Here is a 19,665-nt window from a genome sequence, read left to right as displayed (position 1 = left end):
AGGCACGAGGAGCCGGGACAAGTCCGGCTCCCGGCGTCATGTCGACATCAGGACACCGGCTGCAGCATCAGTACCGCCAGCGGCGGCAGGTTCAGCACCAGCGAGGAGCCCTGCCCATGGCTGGCGATGTCCTCGGTGAATGCCCCGCCGCCATTGCCATAGTTGGATCCGGCATAGATCGCCGCATCACTGTTGATCACCTCCTGCCACTGCCCGGCGAACGGCACGCCGATGCGGTAGCCCTCCCGCGGTACCGGCGTGAAGTTGGCGATCACCAGCAGCGGCCGACCTTCGCGACTCCAGCGCAACCAGGCATAGACGCTGTTGCTCGCGTCATCGCCAATCAGCCACTGGAAGCCCTGGGGCAGGTCGTCCTGCTCGTGCAGCGCCGGCTCCTGGCGATACAGCTGGTTCAGGTCGCTCACCAGCTTCTGCACTCCCAGGTGCTCGGAGTACTGCAGCAGGTACCAGTCCAGTTGCCGGTCATGGTTCCACTCACGCCACTGGCCGAACTCGCAGCCCATGAACAGCAGTTTCTTGCCCGGGTGCGCCCACATGAAACTCAGGTAGGCCCGCAGGTTGGCGAACTTCTGCCACCGATCACCGGGCATCTTGTCGATCAGCGAATGCTTGCCATGCACCACCTCGTCATGGGATATCGGCAGGATGAAGCGCTCGGACCAGGCATAGACCAGGCCGAAACTCAGTTCATTGTGGTGATGGGCGCGGTACACCGGGTCCTGCTGGATGTAATGCAGCGAGTCGTGCATCCAGCCCATGTTCCACTTGTAGGCAAAGCCCAGGCCGCCCTGCTGGGTGCCTTGGCTGACCCCCGGCCAGGCCGTCGACTCCTCGGCGATCACCAGCGCCCCCGGCGCCTCGAGGGCCACCACGTCGTTGAGATGGCGCAGGAAATCGATGGCCTCGAGGTTTTCCCGACCGCCGTGGCGGTTGGGCACCCACTCGCCGGCCTTGCGCGAATAGTCGCGGTAGAGCATCGACGCCACCGCATCGACCCGCAGCCCGTCGACGTGGAAGTGCTTGAGCCAGTGCAGCGCCGAAGCCAGCATGAAGCCATGCACTTCGGTGCGCCCGAGGTTGTAGATCAGCGTGTCCCAGTCCTGGTGGAAACCCTCCAGCGGGTTGCCGTACTCATACAGGGCGGTGCCATCGAACTGCGCCAGGCCATGGGCATCCGTGGGGAAATGCGCCGGCACCCAGTCGAGAATCACGCCGATACCGGCCTGGTGGCAGGCGTTGACGAACGCGCCGAACTCCTCCGGCGTGCCGTAGCGGGCACTCGGGGCGAACTGCGACAGCGGCTGGTAACCCCAGGAGCCGCCGAAGGGATGCTCCATGATCGGCATCAGCTCGATATGGGTGAAGCCCAACTGCTGCACATAGGGAATCAGCCGCTCGGCCAGCTCGGCCCAACCGTAGCGGCGAGAAACCTCGCCAACCTCGTCGGTCTCGCACTGCCAGGAGCCGGCATGCAGTTCGTAGATCGACAGCGCGGCGCTGGTGCGTTGCCGCTCGCCCCGGGACTGCATCCACTCATGGTCCTGCCAGTCGATCCGCAACGGCGCCGCCACCCGCGAGGCGGTGTCCGGCGGCAGCTGGGTGGCCAGGGCCACGGGATCGGACTTGAGCGGCAGGATCGAATGCGGCCCGAGGATCTCGTACTTGTACGACTCGCCGGGCTGCAGCCGCGGGATGAAGATCTCCCAGACCCCGCTGGGGTGACGCAGGCGCATCGGGTGGCGGCGGCCATCCCAGCTGTTGAAGTCGCCGACCACCGACACCCGTCGGGCATTCGGCGCCCACACGGCAAAGCGCACACCGTCGATGCCGTCGACCTGGGTCAGTTGCGCCCCCAGGCACGTGCTCAAGTCACGGTGGTTGCCCTCGGCGAACAGGTACAGGTCCATTTCGCCCAGCAACGGGCCGAAGCTGTAGGGGTCTTCGCCCACCTGTTCGCCGCCGGCCCACTGGATACGCAACAGATAGGGCCGGGGCGGCTCGAACCGGCCGGCATACAGCCCCGGCACTTCGGTTTCACCGAGGGCGCCGAGCACCTGGCCGTCCTCCCGGGCCAGCACCTCGACACTCAGCGCACCGGGCAGGAACGCACGGATGATCTGCCCGCCCGCCCCGTCGTCATGGGGCCCGAGAACGGCGAACGGGTCCTGGTGTTCGGCCCGCACCAGCGCCTCGATATCACGGGCCGCCGGCAACAGGCCGACCCTGGCTTTACCTTGTTCCTTGCTTGAACTCATAACGACTCTCCACCGGACAAGGTTTTCACCTCACTCAACAGTCTGTCCAGACCGTGCAACGGTACCCGCAGCCAGGTCGGACGATTCTGTGCCTCATAGGCAATTTCATAGGCAGCCTTCTCCAGACTGAACAGGGCCAGGGCCGCTTGCGCGCCCGCCGGATCCTGCCACGCATGAGCAAGACTAGTCGTTGCCTGCTCATATGCCCGGATAAAGGCCTGCCGCGATTCCTTCAGGTAGCGCTCGGTCACCCGCGTCAACGCGGCCTGCGCCGCCTCGGAAGAGTCGACGCTGTGGGAGCTGTCGAGGGCCATCGCCGCGGCATAGTCGAACGAGCGCAGCACGCCGCTGACGTCCTTGTACGGACTGTGCTTGCCCCGCCGTTCCTGCAACGAACGCGCCGGTTCGCCCTCGAAGTCGATCAGGTAGGCATCGCCCTGCACCACCAGCACCTGTCCCAGGTGCAGGTCGCCATGCACGCGGATGCGCAAGCCGCCCACCGCCTGGACGGCCAGGGCCTGGACATGGGCGAGGATGGCCTTTTTCCCGGCGACCAGCCGGGCGACCAGGGCCTGGTCCGCGGCCGGCAACTGCGCCTGGTGCTGTTCGAGCAGTTGCAGGGCACGGGTGACCTGGCTGCCGATGTGCTTGCCCCAGGCCTGGCCGTCCTTGCCGGTGCTGACCTCGGCGCTGAAGGCCGGGTTGTCGGTCGGTGCGGCCAATACCTGGTGCATTTCGCCCAGACGCTGGCCGAGCAGGCCGGCGAAATTCACCAGTTCGTCGTGGGCATCGATGGACACCTCGTGCTCCGCCGTGCCATCGGCGAGCTCGTCACGAATCGCCCGCTCCAGGTTGTTCTGGGTCCAGATCCAGGCATCGCCCTGGTTGTTCAGCAGGCCCTGGGCAATCATCAGCAAGCTCTCCTCACCCGCCGGGTCGCGACGCACCACCGAGCCCAGCAATGGCGAAATATGGCGGTAGCCGCCGGCGCCCAGGTAGGCGCTCATTTCCAGTTCCGGGTGGATACCGGCACTGACCTTGCGGATCAGCTTGAGCATCACCCGCTCACCCACCACCACCGAGCTGTTGGACTGCTCGGCCGACAGGTAACGCACTTCGGCATCCGCCGGCAGCGGCTGCGTCAGCAATTCGGCGGTGGCCTGGAAGTGCAGCTCGCCGGCCTCGCCGCTCAGTACACGGCCCTCCTGCAGTCCCTGGATCACCGCCCGCACGAAGCTGTCGAGGCTGAAGGCATCGGTGATCAGCCCCACCTGCCGTCCACGGCGCACCCGGGCCAGGGCCAGTTGCTGCGGCAACGCGGCGTTGATCTGCTCCTCGGCGAGCAGGCCGAACGGCACCTGGTAGCGACTGACCTGGCCGCCGACGGTGACGTGCACTTCACTGAGCAGCACCGGCTGCTGCGGCTCGCCGAAACGCAGGCCATAGGCGATATGCACCTGCTCGATCGGCGCATGCTTGTCGGCGAACCAGCGGCGCATCGGCAGCCATTCGGGCAGCGAGGTCTGCTCCAGGCTGGTGCGGGCCGGCGCTTCGAGCAGTTCTTCAAGGCGCTTTTTCAACACCAGGGTGGTGAAGTCCGGCATGCACTGCGGCGGCTCCACGTGCCAGGCGGGCATCTGGGTCTGCGAAGCGAGCAGAAACCAGTAGAAGCCGTAGGGCGCCAGGGTCAGCAGGAAGTTCAGTTGACCGATCGGCGGAAAGGCATTGCCACCGAGCATCTCCACCGGCACCCGGCCGGCGAACTGCGACAGCTCCAGCTCCGCCGCCTGAGCCGTGCGCGAGACGTTGGCGACGCAGAGGATGATTTCGCTCTTGCCCTCGGCATCGGTGTACTCGCGGGTGTAGGCGAGAATCCGGCGGTTGGCCGGCGAGAGCATCTTCAGGCTGCCACGGCCGAAAGCCTTCTGCTGCTTGCGCACCGCCAGCAGGCGCCGGGTCCAGTTCAGCAGCGAATGCGGATCGCCGGCCTGGGCCTCGACGTTCACCGACGCATAGCCGTAGAGCGGGTCCATGATCGGCGGCAAGACCAGGCTCGCCGGGTCGGCGCGGGAGAAGCCGCCGTTGCGGTCGATCGACCACTGCATCGGCGTGCGCACGCCATCGCGGTCGCCCAGGTAGATGTTGTCGCCCATGCCGATCTCGTCGCCGTAGTACAAGGTCGGCGTGCCCGGCATCGACAGCAGCAGGCTGTTGAGCAGTTCGATGCGTCGGCGGTCGCGCTCCAGCAGGGGCGCCAGGCGCCGGCGGATGCCAAGGTTGATCCGCGCCCGGCGATCGGCGGCGTAGTAGTTCCACAGGTAGTCGCGCTCGCGGTCGGTGACCATCTCCAGGGTCAGCTCATCGTGGTTGCGCAGGAAGATCGCCCACTGGCAGTTGGCGGGAATCTCCGGGGTCTGGCGCAGGATGTCGGTGATCGGGAAACGGTCCTCCTGGGCCAGCGCCATGTACATGCGCGGCATCAGCGGAAAGTGGAAGGCCATGTGGCATTCGTCGCCGTGGTCGCCCTTCTGCTCGCCGAAATACAACTGGGTGTCTTCCGGCCACTGGTTGGCCTCGGCCAGGAGCATGCGGTCGGGGTAATGGGCGTCGATCTCGGCACGGATGCGCTTGAGCACATCGTGGGTCTCGGGCAGGTTCTCGTTGTTGGTGCCATCGCGTTCGATCAGGTACGGGATGGCGTCCAGGCGCAGGCCGTCGACGCCCATGTCGAGCCAGTAGCGCATCACCGACAGCACCGCCTTCATCACCTGCGGGTTGTCGAAGTTCAGGTCCGGCTGGTGGGAATAGAAACGGTGCCAGAAGTACTGGCCGGCCACCGGGTCCCAGGTCCAGTTGGATTTCTCGGTGTCGAGAAAGATGATCCGGGTGCCGTCGTACTTGTCATCGGTGTCGGACCAGACGTAGAAATCCCGCGCACTGGAACCGCGCCTGGCCCGGCGCGCCCGCTGGAACCACGGGTGCTGGTCGGAGGTGTGGTTGATCACCAGTTCGCAGATCACCCGCAGGCCGCGCTTGTGCGCCTCGGCGATGAAGCGCCGGGCGTCGGCCAGGGTGCCGTAGTCCGGGTGCACCCCGCGGTACTCGGCGATGTCATAGCCATCGTCGCGACGTGGCGAGGGGTAGAACGGCAGCAGCCAGATGGTATTGACGCCCAGATCGGCGATGTAGTCGAGCTTGGCGATCAGCCCGGGAAAGTCGCCGATCCCGTCGTTGTTGGAATCGAAAAAGGACTTTACATGGACCTGATAGATGACCGCGTCCTTGTACCAGAGCGGGTCGTTGATGAAGGTTGCAGGGCGGGATTTCTTCGCCATGGCGAACTCCTTTGGTTAGCGCCTGCTCATCAGAGCGGCTGGATGCGCCAGATCCCGAACGGCTGGTGCCAGGGCTCGATACGCATCCACTGGGTCTTGCCGTACCAGGTCCAGGTATGGCCATTCATCAGGTCTTCGCCGCGGGTCTGGGCGTCGTCGGGCAGGCCGAACTCCCACAGCGGCAGCTCGAAATGCGCCTCCTGGGCGTTGTGCGGGTCGAGGCTGACCGCCACCAGGATGAAGCTGCTACGGTCCGCGGTGCGCTTGCCGAAATACAGGATGTTGTCGTTCCAGGCGTTGTAGACCTGTAACCCCAGGTGCGTCTGCAACGCCGGATGCTGGCGGCGGATGCGGTTGAGCTGGGCGATCTCGGCGATGATGTTGCCCGGCGCGCTGTAGTCCCGCGGACGGATCTGGTACTTCTCCGAGTCGAGGTATTCCTCCTTGCCCGGCAACGGCGCCGACTCGCAGATCTCGAACCCCGAGTACATGCCCCACAGGCCCGAGCCCATGGTCGCCAGCGCGGCCCGGATGAGGAAACCGGCACGCCCCGACTCATGCAGGAAGGTGGGGTTGATGTCCGGCGTATTGACGAAGAAGTTCGGCCGGTAGCACTCGCGCCATGGCGACTGATTCAGCTCGGTGAAATAGCTGGCCAGCTCGGCCTTGGTATTGCGCCAGGTGAAATAGGTGTAGCTCTGGGAATAACCGATCTTGCCCAGGCGCGCCATCATCGCCGGTGCGGTGAACGCCTCGGCGAGAAAGATCACCTCGGGGTAACGGCCACGAACGTCGGCGATCAGCCATTGCCAGAACGGCAGCGGCTTGGTGTGCGGGTTGTCGACGCGAAAGATCTTCACGCCCTCCTCGACCCAGCCGACCACGATGTCACGCAGCTCGATCCACAGACTGGGCACGGCGTCGGCGGCATAGAAGTCGACGTTGACGATGTCCTGGTATTTCTTCGGCGGGTTCTCGGCGTACTTGATCGTGCCGTCCGGGCGCCAGTTGAACCAGCCGGGGTGCTGCTGCAGCCAGGGGTGGTCCTGGGAACACTGGATGGCGAAGTCCAGGGCAATCTCCAGGCCGTGCTCGGCGGCGGCGGCCACCAGCCGGCGAAAGTCCTCGCGAGTGCCCAGTTGCGGATGGATCGCCTCGTGCCCGCCCTCTTCGCTGCCGATGGCGTAGGGGCTGCCCGGGTCGTCGGGGCCGGCGGTGAGCGAGTTGTTCGGTCCCTTGCGATGACGACGGCCGATCGGATGGATCGGCGGGAAGTACAGCACATCGAAGCCCATGTCGCGGATCGCCGGCAGGCGGGCATGCACATCATTGAAGGTGCCATGGCGCGCGGCATCGTCGGTGACCGAACGCGGAAACAGCTCGTACCAACTGGCGAATTGCGCCCGTTGGCGCTCCCCATCCAGGGCGAAGTCCTGGCTGAGGCTGAGATAGGCCTGGTGGTCGGCCTGGCGCATCAGCACGGCGGTGGCCGGTTTGAGGAAACATTCCACCTGCCCCTCGTTCGAACGCTGCGACAGCTCGTCGTACAGCGCCGCCAGGCGTTCGGCCAGCTCGCCCTGGCTGCGCTCGCTGGCCTGGCGCACGTGCTCGCGGCCCTCCTGCAATTCCAGGTCGATGGGCACCGCGGCGACGAATTTCTTTTCCAGTTCATAGCAGTAACTGCCGAACTGATCGATCCAGGCCTCGATCCGGTACACGTAACGGCCCTGGCCGCCGACGCGCAGCCGGCCCCGCCAATGGTTGTTGCCCTGGTCGGTCATCGCCGCGCGCTGCCAATCCTCGGCCTCGAGCGGCTTCCAGGCCAGCAGCACCGCCAGCTTGTCATGGCCGTCGACGAACACCCGGGCCGTCACGGTCACCTCCTGCCCGACCACGGCCTTGACCGCGAACTGACCGCCGTCGATGGCCGGCATCACATTCTCGATGGCGATGCGCGGCAGCAATAGCGCCTGGGACAACGGCAGGACTTCGGCGACCTGCTCATCCAGCGGTTTATCAGTTGTCATCGAGCATCGCTCCCTACGTCCTGTGGACGCTCTACCTTGCGTGATCATCCGGCTTCGTCCTGTAAAGGCCGCTCAAGTTCGGAGCCGGTCGGTGGCGCAAAAGTTCAGACGGATTTGGCGAACGGGCCGCTCGTCCAGAAAATGCAGTCGATTGCGTTGCAACGGGGTCAACCGCAGCACCTGATGGCCATGCACCCAGGAGTGCCCATGAACATTCCGATTCCGGCGGAAACCCCCGATCCCAATATCGACCAGCCGACCCTGCCCCCCACCGAACCGCAACCGGTTCCCGAGCAGGAACCCCCGGAGAGCACACCGCCGCCCAAGATCGATCCACCGACGACCATGCCGCCGGTGATCGCGGAACAAGCATAGTCAAGCCTGAACACGGACACGCTCCCGTAGGAGCCGGGCTTGCCCGCGAAAGCGGTAGTGTCGGCGCCACAATGCCTGGGTGAATGGGATCAGCGACGATCCTTTTCCAGCAGCCGGACGATTCCCGGCATCAGGCTGAACACCGCCAGCGCCAGCAGCGTGCTGAGCACCGCCGTGGCCTCGCGCCCCAGGCCCACCGCCACGCCGATGGCGGCGGTCATCCACAGCCCGGCGGCGGTGGTCAGGCCCTTGACGTGTTGCCCCGCCTCGTCGGCATGCCCCTTGAGGATCGTACCGGCGCAGAGGAAACCGATGCCGGCGATCACCCCCTGGACCACCCGGCTCATGGCATCGGCCTGGGCACCGGACACCTGCGGCACCAGGACGAACAGCGCCGCACCGAGGGCCACCAGCATGTGCGTGCGCACACCCGCGGCCTTGCCCTTCTGTTCGCGCTCGAAACCGAGCAGGCCGCCCAGCAGCGCGGCGATCAGCAGGCGCAGGGTGATGCGCGTGACCTCGCGGATATCGCCGATATCGGCGAATTCGGCTTGCAGCGTTACCCATACGGTGTGCAACACGGCGTCCATGTCCCCAACCTCTCTGAGCTCGACAGACGGTGGACAGCGGATCGCGGGCAACGGTTCGACCGTTGACCGCTAATCGGCTGCGGCGAACGAAGCCCCCTGCCCGCACCCTAAATCCTGTCAGCCCGGAGAAATGAGGAGAACACCATGCCCGTGCAAATCGATCGCGCCAGCCAGACCTGCACCCTGCAGGAAAACGACACCCGGATCAGCGGCTTGGCCAGGGATGTGAAAATCACCACCGACGACGCCAGGAGCATGTCCCGCGCCGAACTCGATGGCCGGCAGATCTGGATCACCGAGGCCGAAGCCGACGCCCTGACCGTCGCAGGCGCCTTCGACGGCCGTCACCATGTGAAGGCGACGTCGAGTGATTCGGTGATTTGATTGACCCGTGTCAGCCTGCCCGCCCGGCACCTGTGCCAGGCGCCGGCAGGCGCGCGCCGGCGTGGCCTGCACCGGGGATGACAAGTTGTCGCAGGGGTTTTTCCGGCGCCATCTGATCCGCTTTTTATTCAGATACCTGAGTCTGTTATGCAAACAGTTCGCTCGGCATAGTGTCCTGGCCTGATGGAGGCTGACGAGCGACAGATCATGAGCGAAAGAATCCCCGTCCAGTTAGTTGACACCTTCGAGCCTTCGCGCCCCAACAAGATGAAGGCCAAGTCGAGCGACAACCTGATTCACACCCGCAGTTTCACCGGCCTGTTCCGCAGCCTGCGCATCAGCGGCGCGGGCTTTCTGTTCCTGCTGTTCTTCGGCACCGTCTGGTTGAACTGGGGCGGCCGCCAGGCGGTGCTCTGGGACCTGGCCAACAGCAAGTTCCATATCTTCGGCGCGACCTTCTGGCCGCAGGATTTCATCCTGCTCTCGGCCTTGCTGATCATCTGTGCCTTCGGCCTGTTCGCCATCACCGTGTTCGCCGGACGTGTCTGGTGCGGTTACACCTGCCCGCAGAGTTCCTGGACCTGGCTGTTCATGTGGTGCGAGAAAGTCACCGAGGGCGAGCGCAACCAGCGGATCAAGCTGCAGGCCGCGCCCTGGGGGCCGAACAAGCTGGCCCGGCGCGCCGCCAAGCACACCCTGTGGCTGGCGATCAGCCTGATCACCGGGCTGACCTTCGTCGGCTACTTCACCCCGATCCGCCCGCTGGTGCAGGAACTGCTGAGCCTGCAACTGGGCGGGGTCAGCCTGTTCTGGGTGCTGTTCTTCACCGGCGCCACCTACATCAACGCCGGCTGGCTGCGCGAGGCGGTGTGCATGCACATGTGCCCCTATGCGCGGTTCCAGAGCGTGATGTTCGACAAGGACACCCTGACCATCTCCTACGATGCCGCCCGCGGCGAGAACCGGGGCCCGCGCAAGCGCGAAGTGGCGCCGGCCAGCGTCGGCCTCGGCGACTGCATCGACTGCCGCATGTGCGTGCAGGTCTGCCCCACCGGCATCGACATCCGCGACGGCCTGCAGATGGAATGCATCGGCTGCGCCGCCTGCATCGACGCCTGCGACTCGATCATGGACAAGATGGGCTACGCCCGCGGCCTGGTCAGCTACACCTCCGAGCACCGGTTGCAGGGCGGCCGCACCCACCTGCTGCGGCCGCGCCTGGTCGGCTACAGCGCCGTGCTGCTGATCATGATCGGCGCGCTGGCGGTGGCGCTGGTGCAGCGGCCGATGGTCTCGCTGGATGTCAGCAAGGACCGTGGCCTGTTCCGCGAGAACAGCCTGGGGCAGATCGAGAACATCTACAGCCTCAAGGTCATCAACAAGACCCAGCAGCGCCAGCAGTACCGCCTGGAACTGATCGACGGCGACGGCTTCCAGCTGCAGGGTCGCACCGAACTGAGCCTGGCGGCCGGCGAGATCGCCGACTTCCCGGTCTCGGTGGCGATGACCACCGAGCGGGCGAAGAGCAGCTCCCAGGAGCTCGCCTTCCGCCTGGTCGACATCGATGAGCCAGGCGTCTACAGCGTGGCGAACAGCCGCTTCGTCGCCCCGATGAACCGCTGATGACCTAGAATCCCCGGGGCGCCAACCCCAGGGCCCGCGGGGAGTGTGGGACGCAACACTTTGGGAGCCGGCGGTCCGGCTCCCACAGGTTAGTGTCCCGACAGTTACAACAGCCAGCTCCAACAAGACAACCGAAAACCTGCCGTTGCGTGCCCGTATCCAATGAGCCAAGCCACCATGAAACGCTACGAAAAATTCGCCGACGACATCGCTGAACTGATCCGCTCCGGCGTCCTCGGCCCCGGCCAGCGGGTGCCGTCGGTCCGTTATGCCAGCCAGACCTACGGCGTCAGCCCGTCCACGGTGTTCCAGGCCTACTACCTGCTGGAACGCCGTGGGCTGATCCGGGCCCGGCCGCGCTCGGGCTACTTCGTCAACACCCATGCGCCCAGCCCGTTCTCGGAGCCGGTGATCAGCAGCCAGGTGCACGAGTCCACCGAGGTCGACGTCAGCGAACTGGTGTTCTCGGTGCTCGACTCGATCAAGGACCCGACCACCGTGCCCTTCGGCTCGGCCTTCCCCAGCCCGACGCTGTTCCCGCTGCAACGCCTGGCCCGTTCCCTGGCCAGCGCCAGCCGCGAGATGGACCCGCGCATGGTGGTCACCGACCTGTCACCGGGCAACCCGCAACTGCGCCGGCAGATCGCCCTGCGCTACATGGTCGGCGGGCTGATGCTGCCGATGGAGGAGCTGCTGATCACCAACGGCGCCCTGGAGGCGCTGAACCTGTGCCTGCAGGCGGTGACCGAACCCGGCGACCTGGTGGCCATCGAGGCCCCGGCGTTCTATGCCTGTCTGCAGGTGTTGGAGCGCCTGAAGCTCAAGGCCGTGGAGATCCCGGTGCACCCGCGCGACGGTATCGACCTCGGCGTGCTGGCGCAGAACCTCGAAAAGCATCCGATCAAGGCCGTGTGGTGCATGACCAGTTTCCAGAACCCGATGGGCGCGACCATGCCCGAGGCGAAGAAACAGGCACTGGTGGAGTTGCTGCGCGAGCACCAGGTGCCGCTGATCGAGGACGATGTCTACGCCGAGTTGTACTACGGGCAGCAGGCGCCCAAGCCGGCCAAGGCCTTCGACACCGAAGGGCTGGTGATGCACTGCGGTTCGTTCGCCAAGAGCCTGGCGCCCGGCTACCGCATCGGCTGGGTGTCGGCGGGGCGGTATGCGCAGAAGATCGAGCGGCTGAAGCTGATGACCTCGCTGTGCGCCTCGATGCCGGCCCAGGCGGCCATTGCCGACTACCTGCAGCACGGCGGCTACGACCGCCACCTGCGCCGCCTGCGCTATGCCCTGGAAGAACAGCAGAGTGCGATGCTCGCGGCGATCGCCCGCTATTTCCCGGCACAGACCCGGGTCAGCCAGCCGGCTGGCGGCTACTTCCTCTGGCTGGAGCTGCCGGAGCAGATGGATTCGCTGAAGCTGTTCCAGATGGCGCTGGCCCAGGGCATCAGCATCGCACCGGGACCGATCTTCTCCCCGGCGCGGCGCTTTCGCAATTGCATCCGCCTCAACTATGGCAGCCCATGGAACGAGGCTTCGGAGAAAGCCATGGAGACCCTGGGGCGGATCGTGCGTTCGTTCTGAGCGGACCTATTCGCGGGCAAGCCCTGCTCCTACAGGCCGGAGTCGTACTCAGGATTACCAGACCCACTCTGTAGGAGCAGGGCTTGCCCGCGAATAGGCCGTCAAGCCTTGCGCCCGGTCATGAAATCAGCGCCCGCCGGCAAGGTCGACGAAGGTCCCGGTGGTGTAGGACGCCTTGTCCGAGAGCAGCCAGATGATGCCCTCGGCCACCTCTTCTGCACGCCCGCCGCGTCCCATGGGAATTCCCGGCTCCAGCTTGCTGACCCGGTCCGGGTCGCCGCTCAGCGCATGAAACTCGGTAAAGATGTACCCGGGACGCACGGCATTGACCCGGATCCCCTCCCCTGCCAGCTCCTTCGACAACCCCAGGGTAAAGGTGTCCAGTGCGCCCTTGGACGCCGCATAGTCGACATACTCGTTCGCCGAACCGAGCCGCGCCGCCGCCGACGACACGTTGACGATGCTGCCGCCCTGCCCGCCATGCCGTGTCGACATGCGCAGCACCGCGTGCTTGGCGCAGAGCATCGGCCCCAGCACGTTGGTCTTCAGGGTCTGCAGGATGCGGAACTCGGACATCTCGTCGACCCGCGACTTCTGCCCCACCGTCCCGGCATTGTTCACCAGTGCGGTGACCGGTCCGAGTTCGGCGTCGACGCGCTGGAACAGGTGGATCACCCCGTCCTCGTCGCTGACATCCGCGCGCACCGTGATCGCCTGGGCGCCCAGCGCCCGTACCTGTTCCTGCACCCGGTGGGCCGCATCTTCGTCCCGCAGGTAGTTGATGCAGATGCGGTAGCCCTGCCGTGCCGCCAACAACGCCGTCGCCGCGCCGATACCACGGCTACCACCGGTGATGACGATGACTTTTTCCATGACACCCTTCCCCCGTCGCCTGGTCGCTCTGAACCTTCAGAATAACCGCGCAGCAGGAAGTTTGTGTAGCCACCCGGGCCGCCGGGAAGGCTGTCATCGGGAGCGTCACGGAATCGCGCGATCGGGCAGCGCCTGCTCCCAGCCACCGCCAAGGGCCCCGTACAGTCCGACCAGCGCCAGCGACACCGCCGCCGTGCTGTCCACCAGCGCGTCCTCGTTGGCGAGCAAGGCGCCCTGCACCGTCAGCACGTTGAGAAAGTCCACGGTGCCCTGCTCGTACTGCTGGCGGGCACTGGCCAGGGCCAGGCGGCTCTGCTCCACCGCCTGGTGCAAACTGTCGCGCCGACGCTGCCCGGCCTGGTAGGCACTGAGCGCGTCGTCCACCTCGTGCCAGGCATCCAGCACGGTCTGCCGGTAGCGCAAGGCGGCTTCCTGCTGGCGACTCTCGCGCAACTGTAACTGCCCTTGCAGGCGCCCACCCTCGAACAGCGGCACACTCAGGCTGGGCCCCACGGCCAGCGTATGCGAACCCCAACTGCCCAGGTCGGACAACTGCAGCGCCTGGAAGCCGAGGTTGCCGGAGAGGCTGATACGCGGGTAAAAGTCCGCCCGGGCCATGCCAATGGCCGCCGTGGCCGCATGCAGGTCGGCCTCGGCCCGACGGATGTCCGGGCGCCGTCGTGCCAGTTCGCTGGGCAGGCCGATCGGCACGCTGGCGGGTGGCACGGGAATCGCCGTCGCCGCCTGCAACTGCCCGGCCAGGGCCTGGGGTTCGAGCCCCATCAGGCGGCTGAGGGCATTGATCAACCGCGCTTCGCCCTGTTGCAGGGCCGGCAGTTGCGCCTCGATGGTGGCGACCTGCGCCGTGGCCTGGGCCACTTCCAGTTCGGTGGCCACGCCCTCGTCGCGACGCAGGTGCGTCAGGGCCCGGGTCCGTCGGGCAATCTCCAGGTTCTGCCGGGTCACCGCCTGCTCGTTCTGCAGCGCCCGCAGCTGGATATAATCGCGGGCGGTTTCGGCCAGGATCGTCACCAGCACGGCGCGGCGGTCCTCTTCGGCGACCTGCACATTGGCGTCGGCCGCCTCCACCGAACGTTTCACCCGCCCCCACAGATCGGCCTCCCAACTGATGCCCAGGCCGGTGCTCCAGAGGTTGTAGTCGTGCCGGCCGTTCTCGCCGGAAGGGTCGCTCAGGCCCCGACTGCTGTTGCGCGCGCGGCTGTAGCCGGCAGCGCCGTCGACCTTCGGCAGTTCATCGGCGGCGATACTGCGCCGTGCCGCACGACTCTGCGCCAGTCGGCTGGCGGCCCGTTGCAGATCGAGATTGCCCGCCTGGACCTGGCGCATCAGCGCGGCCAGTTGAGGATCAGCGAAACCCTCCCACCAGGCGGCTTCGGTCGCCCCCTCAGCCGGCTGGCTGTGCCCGGGCTCGCCCTGCCGGGTGTGCCAACGCTCACCCAACTCAGGCTTCGGCGCCTCAAAGTCGGGGCCCAGCGTGCAACCCTGTACCAGCAGCGTGGTGATCAACAACCAGGGGAAATACCGGTTCATCGCAAGCTGACCTCACGCACGTCCGTCGAAGCGGTATCGATTCGCGCCTCCACCGACATGCCCGGCCGCAGGCGCTCAAGCAGCGGCTGCCCACGGTCGAGGACGATCTTCACCGGAATACGCTGAACCACCTTGGTGAAGTTGCCGCTGGCATTCTCCGGAGCGATCGCGGCAAAGGTCACGCCGGTGGCCGGGGCGATGCTCTCGACCTGGCCCGTCAGCGGCGTATCGGCAAAGGTGTCGACGGTGATACTCACCGATTGGCCGGGGCTGACATGGGTCATCTGGTTTTCGAGGAAGTTGCCCACGACATAGGCTGCGTTCACCGGCACCACGGCCAGCAGCACATCGCCCGGCTTGACATAGGCGCCCTGGCGCACACTGCGCCGCCCGACCACGCCGTCGAACGGCGCCACCAGCACGGTGTGCGCCAGGTCCAGTTCGGCCCGTGCCTGGCGTGCCTCGGCCTGCTGCACGGCCGCCTGGGCGGTATCGCGCCGGGCCAGCAGGACATCGGTCTGCTTGCGGGTCGCCTCCAGGGCCGCCCGGTGTTCGGCCAGCCGGGCCGCGGCGGTGCGCTGGCGGGTCTCGGCCTGCTGGGCATTCTGCAGGGTGCCGGCGCCCTGCCCGGCCAGGTGCTGGTAACGCTGCCACTCATGGGCGGCGAACTGCACATCGGCCTGATCGGCGTCGACCACCGCCCGCGCCTGCTCGATCAGCGCCTGCTGGCGCAGGAGGCTCGCCGCGGCATTGGCCAGCTGTGCCCGGGCACTGGCGACACCGGCGCGGGCCGCCGCCAGGTCGGCCTGGTAGTCCTGGTCATCGATGCGCACCAGCACCTGCCCCGCCTCTACCCGCTGGTTGTCACGCACCAGCACCTGGCCGATGAAGCCGGCGACTTTCGGTGCCACCAGGGTGTAGTCGGCGTTGACGTAGGCATCGTTGGTGCTCTGCACCGGGCCGCCGCCGAGCAGCAGGTACCAGAGTCCGTAAAGCAAGGCGCCGGCCAGGAGCACGGCGAGGATCAGCAGGGGTTTGCGTGAAATTGAAGTATTCATGGTCAGTGTCCGAAAAAGGGGGAGATCAGGCCGCGGCGCGCGGTGGGTAGATGCGCGTCGGCAGGATCGGGATCAACAGGATCAGCGCGATGGCGAGGCCCGCCACGCACAGGTAGAGGTCGGCGCTGGTCAGGGTCACCACCTGCTCGTGCAGCCGATGGGCCAGTTGCCCAGGCTCCACCGAGTCCGCCAGCCAGGGCTGGCTGCCCAGGCGGTCGACCAGGTGACTGGAGTGAAAGTGCTCGCGGCGCACCGTCAGGGTTTCCAGCAGGCTGCCCGCCGCCACTGCGGCAAAGCCCTTGATGGTGTTGAACCAGGCCGAGGCGAATGGCCCATCCGCCGGGGTGATGCTGCCGGTCGAGAGCATCAGCAACGGGATCACCGCCATCGGCTGGGCCACGATCTGAATGGCCTGCAACAGGTAGAAGTTCTCGCGGTTCCAGGCCACGGTGACCTGGGAGCCGATCACGCAGACCAATGCCAGCAGGAACAGCCCGGTGGCCAGCACCCAGCGGCAATCCACCACCCGGTTGTTACACAGCGCGACCACCAGCGGCAGCGCCAGCAGTTGCGGTACGGCGACCCAGAGCAGCACCGGCGCGGTCTGCAACGGCCGGTAGCCCTGGACCTGGGCCAAGTAGCTGGACGGGATCATGATCACCGCCAGCAGCACGAACAGCACGCCACCGAGGGTGACCAGCGCGTGGGTCAGGTTGCGGATGCCGAGCATCTGCAACTTGAAGAACGGCAGCGGGTGCGACCATTCGTTGATAAAGAACAGCACCAGCAACAGCAATCCACCGCCGACCAGCACCCGGATAAGCTGCGCATCGAACCAGCCCAGGCGCTCGCCCTGCTGCAGGCCGAGCACCAGCATCACCAGGCCGGGAAAACCCAGCAGCAGCCCGCGCCAGTCGAACTGGCGCAAGCGCTCCAGGCGCAGCGGGTCCTGCGGTATGCCCCAGGCCACGCAGGCCATGGCCACCAGCCCGAGCGGGATGACCTGCCAGAACGCCCATTGCCAGCCGGCGTATTCCACCCACCAGGAGGCCAGGGGCGTGCCGAAGCTGGGGCCGAAAGTCGCGGTCAGGGCATAGCCGCCCAGGCCATAGAGCTTGATGCCCGGCGGCAGGAAGCGCAGCGCCACCGACATCAGCATCGGCGGCAAGGCGCCGCCGGCAAAGCCCTGAACCACGCGGATCAGCATCAGCACCTGGGTATTGGGTGCGAACGGCGCCAGCAGGGCCAGTACCAGCAAGCTGCCGATGGCGCAGAGGGTGAAGCGGCGCAGGGAAAAGGTCACGGCGCACCAGGGGGCAAAGGCCATGGCGCTGACCGACATCGCTGCGTAGGCCGCAATCAGCCAGGTACCCTGGTCGTAGCTCAGGCCCATGGCGCCGCGGATATCGGCCATCGCCACCTTGGTCACGTTTTCGTTGAAGCCCGAGGCCAGCACCGCCAGCAACACGCCGACCAGGCCGACGCCGATGCGCAGGCCCAAAGGTGTGGCGGCCGCTGCGGGCCTGGCTGCGGCCGCCAGCGGCAGGCTGGTTTGCAGGGCGGTCATGAGCCGGCCGTCCGGGCAGGCTCGGAGGGAAGAGACATCGCAAAAACTCCGGTTTCACTGGGAAATCCGAGTCTATGCAGGGCCTGAAGCTATAAAAATTGACAAATATCTACAACTGGATTGCACCAGGCGCAATGATTACGCCGGCGTAGCGTCGCACATGTCCTTCAGCGTGCGGCGCAACCAGCGATGGGCGTGGTCATTGTCCAGCCGGGGATGCCAGGCCTGGATCACCACGATGGTTTCCACCGGCACCGGCAATTCGAAAGTGCGCAGGGGCAGCCCCAGACTTATCAGGTTGCGCACCATTGGCCGCGGTATCGACGGCAGGATCAGGTCGGAGCCGGCCACGGCGAACATCGCCGCATGAAAGGTCGGCAGCACCAGGGAGACCCGCCGCCGCAGATTCAGCTCGGCCAGCAGCGCATCGATCGGCCCACGCGCCCGGCCACGGCGCGACACGCTGATATGGTCGTAGCGGGCAAAGCGCTCGGCATCCAGTTCCTCGTCGAACAGCGGATGACCTGCCCGGGCGATACCGATCAGCGAAGTGTTGAACAGACGTTGCACCTTGATATCGGCACCGAACTTGCGAGGGGCACAGATCGCCAGGTCGATGCGCCCCTCGTTGAGCGCATCGTCGTCGGTATCGCCTTCCGGCACCATGCGCAGCGTGGCGTTGGGCATGTCCCGGGCCAGGCGTTCGAGCAACTGGTTGCCGAAAGCGCCGAAGAACATGTCGTTGGCCCGCACGCTGAAGGTCCGCTCCAGGGTCGTCAGGTCGGTTTCCTGGCCGGGGGCGAAGACCCCATGGGCCAGCTCCACCACGCCGCGCACCTGTTCGCGCAGCTCCAGCGCCCGCGGGGTCGGCGCCAGACCACGCCCGGAGCGGACCAGGATCGGGTCATTGAGGGCTTCGCGGATGCGCGTCAGCGTGCGACTCATGGCCGGGGCACTGAGGTTCATGCGCCGGGCGGCCGCGGTGACCGAGCCTTCTTCGAGCAGGATGTCGAGGGCTACCAGCAGATTCAGATCAGGTATTTGCATGGGCTGAGCATACCCGGCAGCCGCGTCGATCGCCACACCGGACTCTTGCGCAGGGTGCAATCATCAGGGGAACGGATGCAGCATTCGAACGACTCAATCAGCCTTGTAACGCGCGCAGGCCAGTGCACTGAGGGCAATGGCCAGGCCGGCCAGGGAATAGACCCAACTGGCCGAGGCGACCGGCAGCAGCACACCCGCCAGTAACGGGCCGACACCGGCACCGATGTCGCGCCATACCGCATTCGAGGCCAGGGCCTGGACACGCCCGGCGCCGGGATTGCGCTCGGCCACCAGGGTCACCACCAGCGGCAATTGCAGCGCCCGCAGGACCAGCACCGAACCGGCGCCGAGAATCAGCCAGTGGCTGCCGAAGGCTGCCAGGGCCAGACCGCTGAGAATCGAGAACAGCAACAGCATGCGTACCACGCCATAGCGGTCGGCCACCCGCCCGCCGAGGGGGCTGAGGAACATTTCCGAGACATAGCGCAAAGCCATCAGCCCGCCGGCGATCACCACCGCATCGCCACCGAGCACGGCACTGGCCTGCAGCGACAGGCCGAAGATGAACAGCCCGTCCAGCGCTACCCCTTCGACGAAGGACCAGAGCGCGACACTGTCCGGCCACTTGAAGCGTCGCCCGACCGGCGCCGCCAGCTCGTGCCCCTGGCTCGGCAGGCCGTGCGCCACCCACAGGCCGATCAATGAAGTGGCGCACAGCAGCAGGAAAATCAGCCGCGGGCCGATCTGCAGACTCAACCAGCCCCCCAGGGCCAGGGCGATCATCGGACCGATGGCGATGATCCCCCGCGAGCGCCCTGCCCGGCGTGCCGCGCCGGCAGGCTCGAGGGTCGCCAGCACCTGCGTCGACAGGTTCAACGCGGCAAACGACAGGCCCCAGCCCAGGCGCAACAGCAGCAGCCAGAAGAACCCTGAAATCAGCGAATTGCCCAGGGCGCACACGGCACTGACGGCCGCGGCCAGCATCAGGGTGGCGCGGTCGCCCTGACGGGCGTAATAGCGCAGCACATGGCCGTAACCGAAGATCCGCACCAGCCGGTTGGCCGCCAGCAACACCCCGGCCTGAGCCAGGGTCACGCCAAAGGCCTGGGTGTTCATCGGCAGCAGCAGGTACAGCAGGACATCGCTGGGCAGACACAGTGCCAGGACAATCGCCGCACGGCGGGAGGCGGAGTCGGTCGAGTGAGCGGCCACGGCTGACATGAGGGCAGGATCTTCGCGTGGTGGAACAAGCCCGTCAGCATGCCGGGTCGAAACGATCGACCGCAACATTTTTTGAAACATGTTTGTCATGTTGCTGGAGCAACAGCCGTTCAACAAAGTGCATGCGAACAAACACCAGCGCCCCCCCGGC

14 protein-coding genes are annotated in these 19,665 nt (G+C 66.2%); 4 read left to right on the top strand and 10 right to left on the bottom strand.

Annotated features, from left to right (window positions below):
• Positions 1–47: 47 nt before the first annotated feature.
• The 3 genes from glgB to ACMGT0_RS13115 are packed head-to-tail and all read right to left on the bottom strand — an operon-like array spanning position 48 to position 7,638.
• Entirely contained in the window at positions 48–2,276 is a 2,229-nt protein-coding gene (gene glgB, locus ACMGT0_RS13125; RefSeq protein ID WP_054056942.1) for a 1,4-alpha-glucan branching protein GlgB, read from the bottom strand.
• Complete coding sequence (treS, locus tag ACMGT0_RS13120; protein ID WP_416772933.1) at positions 2,273–5,611, bottom strand: maltose alpha-D-glucosyltransferase; 3,339 nt, start codon at positions 5,609–5,611, stop codon at positions 2,273–2,275. The genes glgB and treS overlap by 4 nt, the downstream gene beginning before the upstream one ends.
• 29 nt (positions 5,612–5,640) lie before the next feature.
• On the bottom strand, positions 5,641–7,638 hold the full coding sequence (locus ACMGT0_RS13115) for an alpha-1,4-glucan--maltose-1-phosphate maltosyltransferase (RefSeq protein WP_416772931.1): 1,998 nt from the start codon (positions 7,636–7,638) through the stop codon (positions 5,641–5,643).
• A 207-nt stretch (positions 7,639–7,845) separates the two neighbouring features.
• Here ACMGT0_RS13115 and ACMGT0_RS13110 point away from each other — a divergent pair, with 207 nt between their 5' ends.
• Positions 7,846–8,013, top strand: a complete 168-nt coding sequence (locus ACMGT0_RS13110; RefSeq protein ID WP_193394198.1) for a hypothetical protein — start codon at positions 7,846–7,848, stop codon at positions 8,011–8,013.
• Positions 8,014–8,102: 89 nt separating this feature from the next.
• On the opposite strand, the gene ACMGT0_RS13105 is transcribed toward ACMGT0_RS13110, so the two are convergent.
• Entirely contained in the window at positions 8,103–8,603 is a 501-nt protein-coding gene (locus tag ACMGT0_RS13105) for an MgtC/SapB family protein (protein ID WP_054062644.1), read from the bottom strand.
• Positions 8,604–8,747: 144 nt separating this feature from the next.
• Here ACMGT0_RS13105 and ACMGT0_RS13100 point away from each other — a divergent pair, with 144 nt between their 5' ends.
• From ACMGT0_RS13100 to mapR, 3 genes are all read left to right on the top strand, one after another.
• Positions 8,748–8,987: a DUF3203 family protein gene (locus tag ACMGT0_RS13100; protein ID WP_054056939.1), complete on the top strand. Its 240-nt coding sequence runs from the start codon at positions 8,748–8,750 to the stop codon at positions 8,985–8,987.
• Positions 8,988–9,194: 207 nt separating this feature from the next.
• Positions 9,195–10,610, top strand: a complete 1,416-nt coding sequence (gene ccoG, locus ACMGT0_RS13095) for a cytochrome c oxidase accessory protein CcoG (RefSeq protein WP_273820405.1) — start codon at positions 9,195–9,197, stop codon at positions 10,608–10,610.
• A 177-nt stretch (positions 10,611–10,787) separates the two neighbouring features.
• Positions 10,788–12,197 carry a GntR family transcriptional regulator MpaR gene (gene mapR, locus ACMGT0_RS13090; RefSeq protein WP_054056938.1) on the top strand — a complete coding sequence of 470 codons (1,410 nt, stop codon included), beginning with the start codon at positions 10,788–10,790 and terminating at the stop codon, positions 12,195–12,197.
• A gap of 126 nt (positions 12,198–12,323) precedes the next feature.
• On the opposite strand, the gene ACMGT0_RS13085 is transcribed toward mapR, so the two are convergent.
• The 6 genes from ACMGT0_RS13085 to ACMGT0_RS13060 all read right to left on the bottom strand — a co-directional run bounded on the left by ACMGT0_RS13085 (position 12,324) and on the right by ACMGT0_RS13060 (position 19,514).
• Entirely contained in the window at positions 12,324–13,070 is a 747-nt protein-coding gene (locus tag ACMGT0_RS13085; RefSeq protein ID WP_054056937.1) for an SDR family oxidoreductase, read from the bottom strand.
• A 105-nt stretch (positions 13,071–13,175) separates the two neighbouring features.
• Positions 13,176–14,621, bottom strand: a complete 1,446-nt coding sequence (locus ACMGT0_RS13080; RefSeq protein WP_416772928.1) for an efflux transporter outer membrane subunit — start codon at positions 14,619–14,621, stop codon at positions 13,176–13,178.
• The gene (locus ACMGT0_RS13075; RefSeq protein ID WP_416772927.1) at positions 14,618–15,679 is read right to left on the bottom strand and encodes an HlyD family secretion protein; all 1,062 of its coding nucleotides are present in this window, start codon (positions 15,677–15,679) and stop codon (positions 14,618–14,620) included. Before ACMGT0_RS13075 ends, ACMGT0_RS13080 begins: the two co-directional genes overlap by 4 nt.
• A gap of 25 nt (positions 15,680–15,704) precedes the next feature.
• Positions 15,705–17,246 carry an MFS transporter gene (locus ACMGT0_RS13070; protein WP_416772925.1) on the bottom strand — a complete coding sequence of 514 codons (1,542 nt, stop codon included), beginning with the start codon at positions 17,244–17,246 and terminating at the stop codon, positions 15,705–15,707.
• A gap of 138 nt (positions 17,247–17,384) precedes the next feature.
• Positions 17,385–18,293, bottom strand: a complete 909-nt coding sequence (locus ACMGT0_RS13065) for a LysR family transcriptional regulator (protein WP_054062784.1) — start codon at positions 18,291–18,293, stop codon at positions 17,385–17,387.
• 93 nt (positions 18,294–18,386) lie between these two features.
• Positions 18,387–19,514 carry an MFS transporter gene (locus tag ACMGT0_RS13060; protein ID WP_054060293.1) on the bottom strand — a complete coding sequence of 376 codons (1,128 nt, stop codon included), beginning with the start codon at positions 19,512–19,514 and terminating at the stop codon, positions 18,387–18,389.
• Positions 19,515–19,665 lie beyond the last annotated feature (151 nt).

It is taken from the genome of Pseudomonas sp. RHF3.3-3 (assembly GCF_048069595.1).
Classification (GTDB): Bacteria; Pseudomonadota; Gammaproteobacteria; order Pseudomonadales; family Pseudomonadaceae; genus Aquipseudomonas; species Aquipseudomonas fuscovaginae_B.
This window is presented reverse-complemented; position numbering and strand designations above follow the sequence as displayed.